This is a genomic window from Sphaerochaeta globosa str. Buddy (assembly GCF_000190435.1).
GTDB lineage: Bacteria > Spirochaetota > Spirochaetia > Sphaerochaetales > Sphaerochaetaceae > Sphaerochaeta > Sphaerochaeta globosa.
The window spans coordinates 2,204,733-2,220,488 of record NC_015152.1 but is presented as its reverse complement, the minus strand read 5'-3'; the positions used below and the strand labels follow the sequence as shown (position 1 = coordinate 2,220,488).

General features: G+C 48.7%; 16 protein-coding genes. 9 read left to right on the top strand and 7 right to left on the bottom strand.

Going from position 1 to position 15,756, the window contains the following annotated elements; all coding sequences use genetic code 11:
• Positions 1-13 precede the first annotated feature (13 nt).
• The 3 genes from SPIBUDDY_RS10365 to SPIBUDDY_RS10355 form a co-directional block, all read right to left on the bottom strand.
• The gene (locus tag SPIBUDDY_RS10365) at positions 14-670 is read right to left on the bottom strand and encodes a TetR/AcrR family transcriptional regulator (RefSeq protein WP_013607710.1); all 657 of its coding nucleotides are present in this window, start codon (positions 668-670) and stop codon (positions 14-16) included.
• A gap of 130 nt (positions 671-800) precedes the next feature.
• A complete protein-coding gene (locus tag SPIBUDDY_RS10360; RefSeq protein ID WP_013607709.1) occupies positions 801-1,562 on the bottom strand; it encodes an MBL fold metallo-hydrolase in 762 nt (253 codons plus the stop codon).
• 9 nt (positions 1,563-1,571) lie between these two features.
• Positions 1,572-2,195 carry a DUF6064 family protein gene (locus tag SPIBUDDY_RS10355; RefSeq protein WP_013607708.1) on the bottom strand — a complete coding sequence of 208 codons (624 nt, stop codon included), beginning with the start codon at positions 2,193-2,195 and terminating at the stop codon, positions 1,572-1,574.
• 206 nt (positions 2,196-2,401) lie between these two features.
• On the opposite strand from SPIBUDDY_RS10355, the gene SPIBUDDY_RS15750 reads away from it, so the two are divergent.
• From SPIBUDDY_RS15750 to SPIBUDDY_RS10340, 3 genes are all read left to right on the top strand, one after another.
• Positions 2,402-3,559, top strand: coding sequence for an HD domain-containing protein (locus tag SPIBUDDY_RS15750; RefSeq protein ID WP_172634195.1), 1,158 nt, complete (start codon positions 2,402-2,404; stop codon positions 3,557-3,559).
• 39 nt (positions 3,560-3,598) lie between these two features.
• Positions 3,599-4,000, top strand: a complete 402-nt coding sequence (locus tag SPIBUDDY_RS10345) for a VOC family protein (RefSeq protein ID WP_013607706.1) — start codon at positions 3,599-3,601, stop codon at positions 3,998-4,000.
• A gap of 129 nt (positions 4,001-4,129) precedes the next feature.
• On the top strand, positions 4,130-4,528 hold the full coding sequence (locus SPIBUDDY_RS10340; RefSeq protein ID WP_013607705.1) for a single-stranded DNA-binding protein: 399 nt from the start codon (positions 4,130-4,132) through the stop codon (positions 4,526-4,528).
• A gap of 490 nt (positions 4,529-5,018) precedes the next feature.
• On the opposite strand, the gene SPIBUDDY_RS10330 is transcribed toward SPIBUDDY_RS10340, so the two are convergent.
• On the bottom strand, positions 5,019-6,251 hold the full coding sequence (locus SPIBUDDY_RS10330) for an MFS transporter (protein WP_013607704.1): 1,233 nt from the start codon (positions 6,249-6,251) through the stop codon (positions 5,019-5,021).
• Between the two features lie 348 nt (positions 6,252-6,599).
• On the opposite strand from SPIBUDDY_RS10330, the gene SPIBUDDY_RS10325 reads away from it, so the two are divergent.
• Entirely contained in the window at positions 6,600-6,845 is a 246-nt protein-coding gene (locus SPIBUDDY_RS10325; protein WP_013607703.1) for a helix-turn-helix domain-containing protein, read from the top strand.
• 156 nt (positions 6,846-7,001) lie between these two features.
• Positions 7,002-7,322 (top strand): thioredoxin, encoded by a 321-nt coding sequence (gene trxA, locus SPIBUDDY_RS10320; RefSeq protein ID WP_013607702.1) that lies wholly within the window; start codon positions 7,002-7,004, stop codon positions 7,320-7,322.
• Between the two features lie 43 nt (positions 7,323-7,365).
• Here the strand turns inward: trxA and SPIBUDDY_RS10315 are convergent, their stop codons facing one another.
• The gene (locus SPIBUDDY_RS10315; RefSeq protein ID WP_013607701.1) at positions 7,366-8,316 is read right to left on the bottom strand and encodes a lipoprotein TP_1001-related protein; all 951 of its coding nucleotides are present in this window, start codon (positions 8,314-8,316) and stop codon (positions 7,366-7,368) included.
• Positions 8,317-8,408: 92 nt separating this feature from the next.
• Here SPIBUDDY_RS10315 and argH point away from each other — a divergent pair, with 92 nt between their 5' ends.
• Positions 8,409-9,782 carry an argininosuccinate lyase gene (argH, locus tag SPIBUDDY_RS10310; protein ID WP_013607700.1) on the top strand — a complete coding sequence of 458 codons (1,374 nt, stop codon included), beginning with the start codon at positions 8,409-8,411 and terminating at the stop codon, positions 9,780-9,782.
• A 55-nt stretch (positions 9,783-9,837) separates the two neighbouring features.
• Here argH and SPIBUDDY_RS10305 read toward each other — a convergent pair whose 3' ends face one another.
• Positions 9,838-11,577 carry a Na/Pi cotransporter family protein gene (locus SPIBUDDY_RS10305; protein WP_013607699.1) on the bottom strand — a complete coding sequence of 580 codons (1,740 nt, stop codon included), beginning with the start codon at positions 11,575-11,577 and terminating at the stop codon, positions 9,838-9,840.
• A gap of 140 nt (positions 11,578-11,717) precedes the next feature.
• On the opposite strand from SPIBUDDY_RS10305, the gene prs reads away from it, so the two are divergent.
• Together prs and SPIBUDDY_RS10295 are read left to right on the top strand one after the other, a co-directional pair.
• Entirely contained in the window at positions 11,718-13,010 is a 1,293-nt protein-coding gene (gene prs, locus SPIBUDDY_RS10300) for a ribose-phosphate diphosphokinase (protein WP_013607698.1), read from the top strand.
• Positions 13,011-13,110: 100 nt separating this feature from the next.
• Entirely contained in the window at positions 13,111-14,319 is a 1,209-nt protein-coding gene (locus SPIBUDDY_RS10295) for a pyridoxal phosphate-dependent aminotransferase (protein ID WP_013607697.1), read from the top strand.
• On the opposite strand, the gene SPIBUDDY_RS10290 is transcribed toward SPIBUDDY_RS10295, so the two are convergent.
• Positions 14,320-14,739, bottom strand: a complete 420-nt coding sequence (locus SPIBUDDY_RS10290) for a secondary thiamine-phosphate synthase enzyme YjbQ (protein ID WP_013607696.1) — start codon at positions 14,737-14,739, stop codon at positions 14,320-14,322.
• Between the two features lie 77 nt (positions 14,740-14,816).
• On the opposite strand from SPIBUDDY_RS10290, the gene SPIBUDDY_RS10285 reads away from it, so the two are divergent.
• The gene (locus SPIBUDDY_RS10285) at positions 14,817-15,725 is read left to right on the top strand and encodes a DMT family transporter (protein WP_013607695.1); all 909 of its coding nucleotides are present in this window, start codon (positions 14,817-14,819) and stop codon (positions 15,723-15,725) included.
• Positions 15,726-15,756: the final 31 nt, after the last annotated feature.

Here is a 15,756-nt window from a genome sequence, read left to right as displayed (position 1 = left end):
TCCTGATTGTGGATTATGGTTTCAAGGCAGAAGAAAGAAATCGCACCATCTGTTCGCACACAAAGCTGTCCTTTTTCTCAATATCACTCCCCAGAAAAATCTTGAAACGCTGTTGGTAATATTCACTGGCATAGGAGAATTGCAAGGATATGAAGAGGTTGTCCAGCAAAAATGCCGCCATTGCCGGCTCAATGTCCAATCTGATTTCTCCCGTATCCTGCCCATTCTTGATCAAGGCGGTGTACATGCTCGCCGATATTGCCTCGATCTCATAGGAAAGTTGCTGTACGAGTTCACTGTTTCCCACCCCGGTCAATTCACTGTAGAGGCGGATGAGTTGCTGCTGCTCTCTGCTGGTTGTCTGGATGGCTTTGATCAGATCCCGACACTTATCCTCAAACGATTTCGCTGAAGGCACGATAGCCTGCAGTGTATGCATCAGGACCTCGGTGCCTTGGTGGATGGTCATCAGAAAAAGGTCCTGCTTCGAGCCGAAGTACTTATAGAGGGAGCCTATGCTGATACCTGCTTTCTCGGCGATGGTGTTGATGTTTGCATGGTCGAAGCCATGGATGGCGAATTCATTGGTGGCTGTCTTAAGAATCAACAACTTCTTTTCGTCGGGTAGGTTGTCGAAGGTTGCTTTGGTAAGCTTTCGTTTGGATTCCATGGGCAGTCCTTTTCTTGGAAAGTCTGGTGAGTGAGTGCTCACTCACTATTTGAGCATACCACGAATTTTCTTGGGGTCAAGGAATGGACAGGGACAGTTTTGATTGAAATTCAGAAAATCGCAGCAACGGCTAGAGCCATACTGCCCAATCACCATACTCGCAAACCCCGGTCCCATGGTGAAGCTTTCCTTCTGCATCCAAATCCTCGAATGTGTTGCGCATCCTTTGGAGAATTTCAGGCTGTATATCCAGCGAATGATGTGCCGGGAAAACCTTTTCAACCGGTAATGCTGCAATTTTCTTAAGGGAAGCAAGATAGGCTTGGGGATCGGTGGAAGGGTAGTAGGCAAAGAGCGTATCCTTGTAGACAAGGTCGCCGGTGAATAGGTATTTGCGATTTTCTTCCCAGAAGCACAGGTGCCCAGGGGAGTGGCCTGGGGTGTGCAGCACCCTGATAATCCTCCCTCCGATGTCTATTGCTTCCCCATCGCTGAGAAGTCTGGTGGGTGTTCCTTGGAAAAACTCATAGGTGTTTACGTCATAACCGACAGGGGCATCACATCGGTCCATTACCATGGCTTTGATTTGTTCCAGGGAGAGAGGAAACTCGCCGTGCAGCCAGTTCAATTCATCCGGATGAGCATAGAAATTGGGAAAATATCGGTGTCCTCCGATATGGTCCCAGTGGATATGGGTGGCAACAGCGATAATCGGATTGTTGGTCAGTTTCATCACTTCATCGTGAATGTTGCAGATGCCGAGTCCTGTGTCGATGAGCAAACTACAAGAGGACCCATTCAAGAGATAACAATGGGTCTCTTCCCAGTGTCGGTATTCACTGATTATGTATGTGTCGGCTTCAATTTGGTTGATGGTGAACCAATTGTTCATACAATCTCCTTATGAGTTTGATGTACCATGCATCGGTTTTTTTCTTACCTGTAGTTCCTTTGCAAGAAGGAATACTCCGTAGATACCACAAACCAAGAGGATTACATCCTCATAGGCATTAAAGAATATCGCTTTCACTCCTGTCAAACCCCAGATAGTTAGCAACACCAAAAGGACCTTGTTTTTTTTGGGATACAGAGCGTAGATGGATAGTCCCAAACAGGCTACAGGGCAGGGCATGCTGTAGGTAACAAGCTGTGGAAATCTATGGCCCAGTACGTAGGAGAAGGCAGGATAGAGGGCGTACAGACAGAGGAGTATACTCTGGAACTGGTTTGGTTTCTGGGGTTTGTCAGTATGATTTGCTCGTGCCTCGTACAAGAACAAGAGGCCACAAGCAATGAAGAGCGGGAGTGCAAAATACTTCTGGATAGGTTCTGTCCCGAACATCCCAAAAAACACAACCCCGATGAACAGGTGGAAGAGTCCCAGCGTCAATTTCACCGCAAAACGTAGCTTCGTTGTATAGGAAAGCACCAGTGTTGCAACCAGGAGAGCCGGAAATGCAATGAAGGCCCACCGTGTTGCGTCATTGTAAGCTCCAATTACCTGCCAGAATGCTTGCCCTTCCATCTATTGCTCCTCGATACATTCCTAGTTTCCAAGGAATAATTCTCGAAATACGATCGGATTTTTAAGGTAACTTGCCTCAACTATCATGCTTTCTTGCTGGTATGTTGTCCAGTGGTACAATAGGTGACCTGTTTGTTGTACCTGATATGATTATGATTCTTGAAAAACTCCGGCTGGGGGATTACGGTATGAGAAAGGGGATTCGTATGGATACCGCGCTGATTACTGCAATTTCTAAATTGGTTGAGCATGCCTGCGCTTCAGAACAAAACAAGATTGGATATGAGATCTGGAAGTATCACATCAAGCCGATGGTTCCCCTTGCACAAGAACTCGCTGGTGTACAGAAAGCGGATGAGGAAATTGTAACCCTTGCAGTGCTGCTTCATGATTTGGCAGGAATAGAGGATTTCTCGCAAAGGAAATTGCACCACAGCTTTGGCGCCCAACGTGCTCGAGAAATCCTGGCAGGATACCAGTACCCTATAGATAAAATTGAATTGGTTGCACAGTGTATTTTCAATCATCGTGCAGACCTGAACCTTCCCAAGCAATCCCCTGAAGAATACTGCGTTGCTGATGCCGATATGTTGATCAACATCGTGGATATTCCAAGCCTGTTTTATGATTCATACCATCAAGAACATCTCGGTTTTGCTGAAGGAAAAACATGGAGGCAGTCAACATTGGAATTATACTGGGGACATGTAAGTATGATCTCTCAAGCGCAGTTTTTGGATAGGTTCAATCTGGTGAAACGTCTCTCACTTGGTAATGACAGAGAACCCTATAGTTTTACGTCAGATCTTGAACGGACACTTGCCGATTTGGTGAAGAAAGCTTGTTTATCTGAGAAGAATGCCTACGGATATGGGATATGGGAAAACCATATTGCTCCTATGGTAACTATCGCAAATGAATTGGCACAACTACATTCAGCTGATGCAGAGGTTGTTCGCATTGCCACCCTGCTGCACGACCTCTCCTCCATTGAAGACTATTCCAAAGCAAAAGAACATCACATCCATGGTGCCCAGAGGGCGAGGGGCCTGCTACGAGAAGCGGGATATCCTGTAAAGAAAACTGAACTGGTTGCGCAATGCATATTGCACCATAGAGCAAGTGTTCTGATGCAGAAGCTAACAGCAGAGGAGCAATGCCTTGCTGATGCCGATGCAGTTGCCCATATGGGTGATCTTCCCTCCTTGTTTTTCGTAGCCTATGATAAACAAGGTATGACCTTTGAGGAAGGGCAGCGATGGGTAAAGCAGAAACTTGAAAGAGATTGGCAGAAGATGAGCGAAATAGCAAAGCATAGATACGCTGAGCAGTATGCTGGAATCATGAGTTGCTTCTCCATATAGGCTGGGAAATGGGTATTTCGGGGAGAGAAGGAGAGAATGATGAGGCTTGATGGATTTGGGTTGTTTGTGAAGGATATGGCGGTGATGATCCGTTTTTATCGGGATGTGTTGGGATTTGAGATCAAGGAAGCTGAGAATGCTTCCAACGTCTATTTGATAAAGGATGGAACGCTGTTTCTATTGTATGGGAGATATGACTTTGAGAATATGACTCACCGTACGTATGCATATGCAGAAGGATTGAATGGCCGTTGTGAGATTGCCTTATCTGTTGATACGTTTGACAACGTGGATGAGGAATATGCCAAAGCAATCCATAAAGGTGCTCAATCGGTAATGGAGCCTACCACCGAGCCTTGGGGACAAAGAACCTGCTATATTGCCGATCCAGAGGCGAATTTGATTGAGATAGCCTCGTTCAACCGGCCCTTCAGAGCTTAGCTTTGCCTGAGTACTGAAGCAATACCAGATAAAAAATCCCTACCTACTCGAACACCCCTATGAAGCGTACCCCAAGATCCGGGCTTGAGCCTGGCGGGGATCTGAAGCAGGGGGTGTTCGGAGGCAGGTATGAATAATCTGAATTCGGTGCTGTTGGAAGGCAACCTTGTACGTGATCCTGAAGAGGTGGTGATTGGGGAGGCTGCTACGCAGATGGCAAAGTTCAGCATTGCGGTAAACCGCTTTTTCAAGAACGCCCAATCAGAACCTGTGGAGGAGGTGATGTTCATCTCCATCCAGGCTTGGGGAGCCCTTGCCAAGAGTTGCTTGCAATACTTGCAGAAAGGTCGGGGTGTACGGGTGGTAGGCCGGCTCAGGCAAGAGCGCTGGACGGACAAAGAGGGCGGCAACAAGGAAAGAATAGTTGTGGTGGCCGAACATGTGGAGTTCAAGCCGGATCCGAATAGTACGAGCAAGGCGGAACAAGCACAAGAGCTTGATGCTCTGGATCCGGAGATTGCATTCTGAGTTCTCATGGTAGGAGAATCGAACGACCTCATTTGCATCATCCCTGCAGAAGAGGTCGTTTTGCAGAACCTCCCCCATCAGTACGATGGACCGAAGTGAAAATTGCGTTCTTGACGTCACAAAGATGATTGTTTGATAACGAACAGCCGTTGATCTGTGTACGTTTTAGACACTTTCTGAGAGGTGAGGCGCTTGTGGAGACAGTAGAACTCAAATTCCCGACGACCCTTCCCATCTTGCTCGGCTCTACAATCTCTTGAATCAGGACAGTCTCTGCTGTTGCAAGGATTGGCATGAAGAGGCTCACTGCTTGATGCCCTGAATCCTGGTAAGGTGTTCCTTGGGCACCAGATGGGAAAGATTGCATTAACCGCAGGGCTTTGGACTCCGGATCCCAAGGACTGTATGACCGATACCGCAAGCAATAGCTCTACCTGTCTGCCCAAAAGGGATATGAGCAGGAAGGGCACCATCGTCGCGAGGGTAACCCCTATACCTTCCATACACCTTGCTCCCTTAACTTCCTGTTGGTTCTCTGGTACAGCAGACCAACCAGGGCCATGAGAGCCCCTGAGACGATGAGTAGGCTCTCTATGGAGACTATGTCAGCCAGAGGGCCGTAGACGAGCATACCCAAGGGGATGGTGCTTCCGGAGAGGACCTGCACGATGGAGAAGACCCTGCCCATCTTGTTCGAGGGGGTAATCTTCTGGATCATGACAGTCTCCGCTGTGGTGAGGATCGGCATGAAAATCCCTGCCAGAGCCATAGTCAGGAGATAGAGGGAAAAGAAGGGGGCAAGCCCTAATAGGGCAAAGCCTATGCCCAGGGCGATGAGGGAGATGGCGATAGCCTTCACCTTGTCATTGAAGTGGCCACGCAATGATACCAGTACTCCTCCGATAAGATTCCCTACTGTCCAGGATACCTCATTGACGGTCAGGCGCCAGACCTCTGGGCCAAAGCTGCGTTCAACCAGCAGTGGGGTGAGAATGGCTGCTGGAGTGATCAGGAAAAAAGCAAACGAGTAGTAGATGATGAGATTGCGCAGGACTGGATGGCCAAAGGTGTAGCGTACCCCTTCAAACATCGCATGCACTACTGGAATGTCTTTCTTCGCCCGCTTAATGGAATCAACCTTGATGAAGACAAATATGGATAGGGCTATGACAGCGGTCACCACATCAAGAAGAAATGTCCAGGAGATGTCCATGAAGCCCAGCACCATGCCACCCACAGCAGGGGCGAGCATGAACAGGACTGAGGAGATGCTCTGGTTTATGCCTTGGATGCGTGTCAGGTGCGTAGGAGGGACCAGCTGGGGCAGGATGGCACTTACCGCAGGACCCTGGACACCGGTGCCAAGGGAGCGTATGACAGTGACAAGCAACAGCAGCCAGAGATGCTGGAAGCCCAGGCGAAACAGGATAAACAGGATAAGGGTGACAAAGGCGATGAAGCCATCGCTGAGCATGATGAGATATTTCTTGCGGTGGCGGTCAGCCCACACACCGCTATAAAGCGAGATGATCAGGTGCGGAACCATGTTGGCCAGAGTGGCGTACATAAGCCAGATACCACTGGAGGTCTCAATGGTTATATACCAGATGATGGCGTACCCCACTACTGAAGATCCAAACAGGGAGAGGTTCTGACTTATCATGAAAAGCACTATTCGTGTGGAGAAAAGTTCATCCCGTACTGGCTTTTGCTTACTTTCCATGAACTACCTAGCAGGCCTCCAACAAGGCACTAGACCAAATACTACGGTACTACCATTTGCCTGCAAGGACAAGCTTTCTTCCAATCCAAGCTAAGCGAATCCCATTACATAAGAGCAAGGAGAGACCTGCTGTCGAGGCCAGATAAGCCAATGTGTTCGGCGAATAGAAGGTGATGAGATTATACTCCTTATGGACATATATCTTTTCAGGAATGAAATAAGGATCATAGCAATCAACACGGTAGCCATAGCTCTCCAGTAGCTGTTGCTGCCTCCTACTGGATATGAGGAAAATATTGATCCAAACAAGGAGAAATCTTGCCGGAGAACAAATACCTTTGAGGGTATATGAACTATACTATACACCTCGTACAACAACTGAGACCAGTCTTGAAAGGAGTTCGAGAAAAATCAGGAATGACCCAAAAGCAAGTTGCCGAAAAAGTAGGATTGCTTCCCAAAACCATCTCAGCTTTGGAAGCAGGATCGCCCAGAAGCACGCTTGACAGTCTTATGACACTTCTGGGAGCCTATAACCACACCCTTGGACTTGTTCAAAAAATTGACGATTCTTCTTCAGCTTTAGATTGGTAAAAAGGTATAGGAACAAGCACCCTCTCTGGTACAGTCCTTTACCTACGATTTTGCATGGTTGCATAATCCCTTTGATCAAGAGATTGCCTTGTAGGTTTGCTCTTCCCTTTTCACCGGTTTGCCGCTACCATACATCCTAGATGAGGAGCAGAATCCATGAGTGAAATCATTGTTACTGAAGCGAATTTTGAACAGGAAGTTTTAAAGGCTGACAAGCCGGTATTGGTGGATTTTTGGGCACCCTGGTGCGGACCTTGCAAAATGATTGCACCGGCGATCGCCCAGTTGGCACAAGCTCACGCCGACAAGCTTAAGGTAGCTAAAATCAATGTGGATGAGGCTGGATCACTTGCAACCATGTACAGCGTGAATTCCATTCCAACCTTGATGTTGTTCAAGGGTGGGGAAGTGGTAGGACAGCGTATGGGCGCCGCCTCCCTTTCCGTTATTGAAGGATTTGTAGCAGAGTTCCTATAATATACGCATGCAGGGGGAAGCGTTGGTTTCCCCCTTTTTTCATTTATGGGATGTGCTTTTCTTGTGAATTCTGCGAGCCGAATGTAGCATTCTTGGTTGCACATACGTACCAGTCACCGCTCGTGTTTGTGTCGATAAGCCGGTCCCTGCACAAGGATCTGGTAGCAGTGCTTGTATTCGAATCAATTACATGCTTGCTCTCCTTGCTGTTCCAATGACCACACCCATATATATGATTCACCTGTGATAGCAGGGATGCCGAGCCAAACCCTTCAAAGGTGGTCGTACTCATATTACCCCAGACAACTGCGTCGATCAGTGGGCTTTCCCATTCAGGACTCTGTGCTATCGAAAGGCATCCATTGTTCGAGCCCAACCCGGTCTGAAGGGCCGAAGGGTAGTTTGTCGCATCGTAATCACCCTTACCAAATACTACAACCAGATACGTCCCCCGTTCGACCCATCGGTCGGGGAGTACCAAGCGGTCGGACCAGTCTTCGGGAACCCCTGCATAGAGGGTCAATCCTGCAAGGTTTCCCCTGCCTGTTACCAGCAGCTCAACCCGGTCTGGATTGGTCTCGCTTCCCTTGGTAGTGAACTCATTAATCAGCACCTGTGCCGGATTGCTGTTCTTCGCCCAGAGTTCAGTGGTGAACTGAAGACTGTTTCCCCGTAGGTCCTCGACTCGACCTTCCAAGGCAAGTGACTCGCCCATTTTTAGTGGCTTTGCCAAGCTGAGGGTGAGTGAAGTATCTGAAACGCTGGTATTGGTTATAGTATTTTGCCCGCAACGCAACGAAGCCGAATCGTGGCCGATCGGTTCGTTGAAGGTCAGGGTGGCGTTGTATTGGTTGATCATGGTTGCCGCAAGAAAAACCGGAGGAGAGCTGTCTACTTGTTCGAAGAGATTGTATAGGCAGAGCTCGGGTTGTCTACAGCCGCAGCCGGTACAGAGAAGCAAAAATGATACAAGAGGAATGAGAAGCTGTTTCATGCACAGTAGAGAAGCAAAGAAGGACCATTTGCTTCAATTGACAGGCATGGTCAGAGCCAATAGACTGGTTTTGCACAACCAGGGGGACATTCATGGGCAAACTATGGCAGAAAGATTATACACTCGATTCCTTGATGGAAGATTTTACCGTCAGTAATGACTACATACTCGATCAACAGCTGGTAATCGCCGATGCTCTGGCATCCATCGCTCATGCACGTGGCCTGCACCTCATTGGTTTGCTTTCAGATGAAGAGCTCTCAAGCCTTGAGCAAGGGTTGTCCCAGGTCATAAAGCTGAGAACTGACGATTCTTTTCCCATCACCAAGGAGAACGAGGATTGTCATACCGCCATCGAGGCGTATCTGACCGATCTCGTTGGTGAGGCGGGCAAGAAAATCCACACAGGAAGAAGCCGGAACGACCAAGTCCAGACCGCCCTACGGCTGTGGATGCGAGAATATGCCGTCAAGCTTTGCAACCTGACCGGTCAACTTGCCGAGCGTTTGGTCGATTTTGCCGAGGAACACGCCTCGGTTCCCATGCCCGGCAGGACCCATATGCAGCTTGCCATGCCTTCTTCGGTCGGCCTTTGGGCTGCCAGCTTTGCAGAGGAGCTGTATGATGAGGCACAGCACTTGATGCAGCTTTCCTGGACCCTCGACCAGAGTCCGCTTGGTTCTGCAGCCAGTTACGGCGTACCCATTCCCCTGGACAGGCAGTTCACCGCCGAGCAGATGGGTTTCACCAGAGTGCAGAACAACGTCCTGTATGCCAACAACAGCCGTGGCAAGTTTGAAGCGATGCTTCTGGACAGCTGTGACTATATCGCCCTGACACTGAGCAAGCTCGCCCAGGATTTGATTCTCTTCACCTTGCCGGAATTCGGGTATTTCTCACTGCCCAAACAGCTTTGCACCGGTAGCTCAATTATGCCGCAAAAGAAAAATCCTGATGGATTGGAGCTTGCCCGCAGCCGTTCTGCGTTGGTGAGCAGTGCTTCGATGCGGGTCAAATCGATAATCCGCAGTCTTCCTTCCGGGTATAACCGAGACTTTCAGGATACCAAGGAACCACTTCTTTGTGGTACCAAAGCCACGTGGCAGCTGGTGCACATTTTCCTAAGGATGCTTGATGGCCTGGAAGTTCATCCCGAGGCTCTTGAAAAAGCCTGCACCTCTGAACTCTATGCAACCGATGTCGTGCTTAAGCAAGTGTTGGAAGGAAAGAATTTCCGCGATACGTACAAGGAAGTAGGCCTTCATCTGGATGCGCTTGCAAAGTTCGATCCCCACAAGGCTCTTGAGGAGCGAACAAGTCTGGGAACCACGGGCAATCTCGGCCTCGATGAGGACAAGTTCTTCATCTCGCTGATGAGAAATGGTTGTGAGGATATTCTAAAAAGCTTTTCAGAGGCCTACCACAACCTCTGCGGTATCGAGGATGTACAGACAGTTCTTTACTAAACAACCTGTTGGTTCTTTATAAGACAGCCTCCCAAAACGGGAGGCTGTTTCAGTATCAGGCGAGTTCCAAACTCTTACCCGAACGTTTTTGCAGCATCGGGGTATGTTTGACTGCCTGGTGATAGGCTTCTGCAATATTGGTGCAATAGTCACCGATATGTTCCAGATGACGAATTTTCTCAAGAATGAGCAGCTCAACGCGAACGTCGGCCTTGCCATCAGAAAGACGTTCCTGAACCAATTGACTGAGACGGTTGCGGGAGTTGTTGATCTGTTCCTCAAACTCATTGGCTTTCTGCATTTCTGCCTTGGTCAGGGTTCTGTCCATACGGTCGCGGACGTAATCGAGGAATTCCTGAACCAAAGCCTGATACTCCCTGAGGTCCTTATCAGTCTCCGTGTCGAATTTCCAACCTTGATTATACCTTCTCTGGCTGAGTATGGTCAGATTGTAGCAACTGTCGGTGACCGACTCCAACTCATCCATGACGCGAATCAGGCAGTTGAGTGACGAGGCATTGGTAGGAGTCTGGGAGTCTTGCAGAAGGTGGACGCAGAAATTGGAAAGCTGTTCCTGCATCTGATCGGCATAATCCTCGTCCTTCTTCATCGCAAGGGCGTCACTTTCCATGTTTGCTGCAGGGTTGTTGAACATGCCGCGGTAGCGGGTGAGCATGTTGCAGGCAAGGTTTGCCATTTTCTTGATTTCATCGCGAATAGCCAGCATGTAGATTTCTGGGCTGTCGATGAAAATACCTCCGAGGTACTTGAAATGGTAGGTACCTTCATCGTATTCGGCTTTGGCTGGAACCAATCGCTCGATAAAGTGGGCATACTGACGAACAAAGGGGAAGAAAAGAATCGTATTTACTACGTTGAACACCGAGTGGAACATTGCCAAAAACAGGGGGAGCTGGGTCGAAAGGGTTGCTCCTTCCAGTGAATAGATATCCCCTGGGGTGAGATAATTAACCAACGTAAGAAGGGGGTGGAAGAAAACCAAGGCAATGACACTACCTACCACATTGAAAAATATATGAGCCCAAGCTGCACGTTTTGCCGTGGTGCTGGTTCCAATGGATGCAAGGTAGGCCGTGATGGTGGTACCGATGTTCGAACCGAGGATCAGGGCGGCTGAGGCGGTAACTCCGAGCCAGCCGTTGTAGGCCATCGTCAAGGTCATTGCCATTGCAGCCGACGATGATTGCACAACGATGGTTACCAGCGTGCCAAGCAGGATGCAAAGCATGTTCATCCACAGCGTATCGCTGTTGAATGTCGCCAAGAATTCCAGTACCTCAATGTTTCCGGTGATGTCCGGAATGGAATGAGACATGAAATTGAGCCCTAAGAACAGAACTCCGAAACCGAGCAATACGTCTGCTGCATCGCGGGTTTTGCTTTTCTTGCTGAACATCATCGGTGCTGCAAAAGCGATGGAAACTAAGGCTAGGGAGCTGATGTCCAACTTGAAGCCCAAAAGGGCGACCAACCAACCGGTGAACGTGGTACCTATGTTGGCTCCCAGTATGACTCCGATGGCTTGGGTGAGTCCCATCAGACCAGCATTAACGAAACTCACCACCATGACGGTGGTTGCTGAGGAGCTCTGGATAATGATGGTTATGATAAGCCCGGTCATGATGGAGACAAACCGGTTTTTTGTCATAAGCTTGAGAATGGCTTTCATTTTGTCGCCAGCCGACTTCTGTAAGCCCTCACTGAGGAGTTTTATCCCGAAGAGAAAGAGGCCCAAACTACCTACAATCTGAAAAAAGATCACAATGGTTTTCATATCAACACAAACGTATCAAGTTTATGGCAGGTTGGTAAAGTAGTTGGGTGGATACATTTTCACCAATCTTAAGCATAGCAACTTGCTTCAGTCGGGTGAAACCGATTGAACTTTAGGCAGTGTTGTTGTATGGTTCAGCCATGAGCATCATCAAACCCCATAAGCTTGGGATTATCTCAGGTCCCGGTTCAGAATATTTCACCGGCAAGGTTGTGAAGCACCTTCGCCGTCTCTATCTGGAGCGCTATGAAAAGCTCTCCACTGCTTTGGCGAAACGTCACGGGATGAGTGAAGAAGAAATCCTGAGGACTGTGACCCTGATGGATGACCTGAACAACAAGCGTATTCCCAGGACAAAGTGCCCTACCACCTTTCAATGTCCTGATTTCACGATCAAGGTAAAATATACCAAGTTTGCAAATGGGGAAGAGAAGGCCGAGATTCTGGATGCCGTCAGAGGGTTGAGGATTTTCATCATCTATGACCTATCCAATAGCGAACCGGTAAAAGTGGCTGGTTCTGATGAGCCGGTCAAGCTATCGGTGAACGACCATCTGATGTTTCTGTTTACCACCATCAATGCTCTTCAGCTTGCTGGTTCGGAAAGTGTGACATTGGTCCTTCCCACCTATCCGTACTCGAGGCAGCATAAGAAGGGTGGACGTGAAGCTTTGACAGCTGCCATGTTCGGCCGGATTTGTGAGATGCTCGGGGTCGAACGCATTATTACCCTGGACATTCACAGCCGGGAGATTGAGAACAGTTTCTCAGATTTGCATCTGGAAAACCTGCATGCTTCTTATCAGACGTTGATCGCCTTGCATAAGCTCATCGATTTCAGTGATCCTGAGCTGGTGGTCGTCGCTCCCGATACCGGAGCCATAAGTCGGAATAAATTCTACGCCCAAGCCCTCCATCGACCCTTGGCCATGTTGTACAAGGAACGTGACTACTCCATTGTCAGCAAGGACGCCAAGCATTCGAATATCAAGAGCATCAACCTTCTTGGTGATGTCAGCGGCAAGACAGTACTCATCGCCGATGATATGCTCGCCACCGGTGGCACCATGATCATCGCCATGCGCGAATTGACAAACCTCGGGGCCAAGAAAATCATCTGTATGGTCAGTCTTCCTTTGTTCAACGCCAGTGCGGTTGAGGATTTTGATGCCGCATACAAGGAAGGAATCTTCTATCGAATCATCGGGACCAACGCAGTGTTCCACGGACACGACCTCTTGGACAAAGAGTGGTACATACAAGCTGATATCACCGAGCTTTTTGCCCGAGTCATCAGCCGCCTGCACCACGGACGTTCGATCAGTCCTCTTTTGGATAACCGTAAGTTCATCCAAATCCTGATAGACAACAGCCAGGCAAATCCACAAGCTCCCCTGCCAGGGGCCAGTGCTAGTGACCCGGACCGCGACTAATCAACGTTGCGGCTCCGGGCTCATTCCACTTCATTGTCCCTCTTACGTGGTATTAGGGATGGTGTCGACAAATCCAAACTGAGTTCTTGGAGTGTCTTATATGCAAATGTCACACAGAATTTCTGCTTTCCAATGTTCCCCGATCAGACGACTTTCACCCTATGCCCGCGATGCTGTCAAGCGCGGAATCAAGGTCTACCACCTCAATATCGGACAGCCGGATATTAAAACCCCCGTGCAGGTCATTGAAGCTGTGCATCAGTACAGTGAAACCATCATCGCCTATGGCAACAGCGAAGGGAGACAGGAGCTCAGAGAAGCTCTTCCCGGCTATTATGCAAAGTACGGTTTGGATGTGAAGGCGGAGGATATCCTTATCACCACCGGTGGCAGTGAAGCGTTGCAGTTTGCTTTCATGACACTCTGCGATCCCTATGATGAAGTAATTATCCCCGAGCCGTATTATACGAACGTTTCTTCCTTCGCGCATTCAGCCATGGTGGATTTGGTTCCGATCACCAGCAATATGGAGGATGGTTTCGCCCTTCCCGATATTTCTGAGTTCGAGAAGAAAATTACCCGGAAGACGGGGGCAATTCTGCTTTGCAGCCCAAACAATCCCACCGGCCACGTGTATACGAAGGATGAGATGTTGCAGCTCTTGAACCTGTGCAAGAAGCACGACATTTTCCTGATTGTGGATGAGGTGTATCGTGAGTTCTGCTATGACGGTAAACAGTTTACCAGCGTACTTGCGTTCCCTGAGTTTTCCGACCGGGTCATTTGTGTCGATAGCTTCTCCAAGCGATATAGCATGTGTGGTTCGCGCATCGGGGCCTTGATCAGCCGCAACAAGGATGTTTTGGACAACGCCCTCAAGCTCGCCCAGGCCCGCCTGTGTCCTCCCGATATCGAGCAGGTTGCCGCCTGTGCTGCGCTTAAGACTGACGATTCGTATTTGTTTGAGGTTCGCAATGAGTATGAGCGCAGAAGAAACTTCATCGTCGATGGGTTGCAGAAGATTGACGGAGTAAAGTGCAGCATGCCCAAGGGTGCCTTCTATATGGTTGCTGAGCTTCCTGTCGATAATGCAGAAAAATTTGCCATGTTCCTGCTCAAGGATTTCAACTTGAATGGGGAGACTGTCATGGTTGCACCTTGTGAGGATTTCTATGTGACCAAGGGGGTAGGCCGCAGGCAGGTAAGAATTGCCTACGTACTCAACACCCATGATCTAGAGCGTGCAGTAGCCTGCATTGATGCAGGCTTGAAGGCATATCGGAAAGAAGTGATGGGAGAAAAACTCTAATCACTCCCCAATGATTTTGATGAGTACGTGCTTGTCGCGCATTCCATCGAAATCATAGAAGAAGAGTTGCTCCCAGGAGCCGAAATCGAGCCTTCCCCCGGTAATTGCGATGACCGCCTCACGGCCCATTATGGACCGTTTGAGGTGGCCGTCTGCATTACGCTCCTTGTCCGTATTGTGCTTGTATTGCTCGTACGGAAGCTCAGGGGCAAGCTTTTCCAGCCAAATCTCAAAGTCTTCGTGTAGGCCTTTTTCCACTGCGTTGATGAATACACTGCTAGTGATATTCATTGCGTTGACGAGAACCAAACCCTCCTTAATCCCGCACTCATTAATTGCTTCCTGTACGGCGTCGGTGATATTTATCAGACCGCGTCGTTTGTTGAGGTGAAACCATAGTTCCTTGCGATAAGTCATCATAGGCGCCTCCTCGGGTATGCATAGTATAGCATGGCTTCTTGCATCACAGAAGGAATCGGAGTACACTGCCGGCCAATATGCAGGAAGAAGCAGTTATTGTAAAGAAAACCCGTGTTCTGGGACATGTAGCGGTGTTATTGACCATGGTTGTGTGGGCGACCACCTATGTCTCTTCCAAGAAGTTGCTCACATCTTTTACTCCTTCACAGATTCTGGTGATTCGTTCTACCCTCGGCTTGTTGGTGCTCAGCGCAATTAATACAAAACCTTTGGTGTACAAACAGCGACTCGACCGCCTTTTGGTTGCCCTTGCAGGGTTTTGCGGCATTTTTCTCTACTACTTTTTGGAGAATACGGCGTTGCTCTTCACCAGTGCGAGCAACGTAGGGGTTATCGTGGCTGCCGCCCCGTTTTTTACCTTGCTTGCTTCTCACCTCTTTTTGAAGGAGGAGGCCTTGAGAAAGAATTATTTTGTGGGTCTGGCTCTTTCGATGGGGGGCATTATTTTATTGACGTTCTCCAGCACCGAAGAAGTGGCCTTCAATCCCAAAGGTGATTTGCTTGCCCTGCTTGCCATCATGGTATGGGCTTTATATACCGTACTTACCCGAATTATCGGTAGAAAGGGATATCCAAACCTGCTGGTAACCAGGAATATGTTTTTCTATGGGTTGATTGGTCATACGCTTGTTTTGCTTCTTAGTGGTGAAACACTTCCTGTCAAGGAAATCATCCAAACGCCGTATATCTACCATTTTCTCTTTCTGGGTGTGGTTGCCTCGGCTTTTTGTTTTCTTTCTTGGAATTTCGGGCTCAGAACCATCGGTCCCATAAAAAGCTCTTTCTATTTGTATCTCAGTCCCATTATCACCATTATTGTTGCAGTAAGCTTCCTTTCTGAGCCGTTTGGGGAGCTCGATGCGATAGGTACGGCACTTACTCTCTCAGGTTTGTTGATAAGTGAGTATCGAAGTAGGGGCAGATAGCTTGTCAAAACTACTTTACTGATGTTACCCT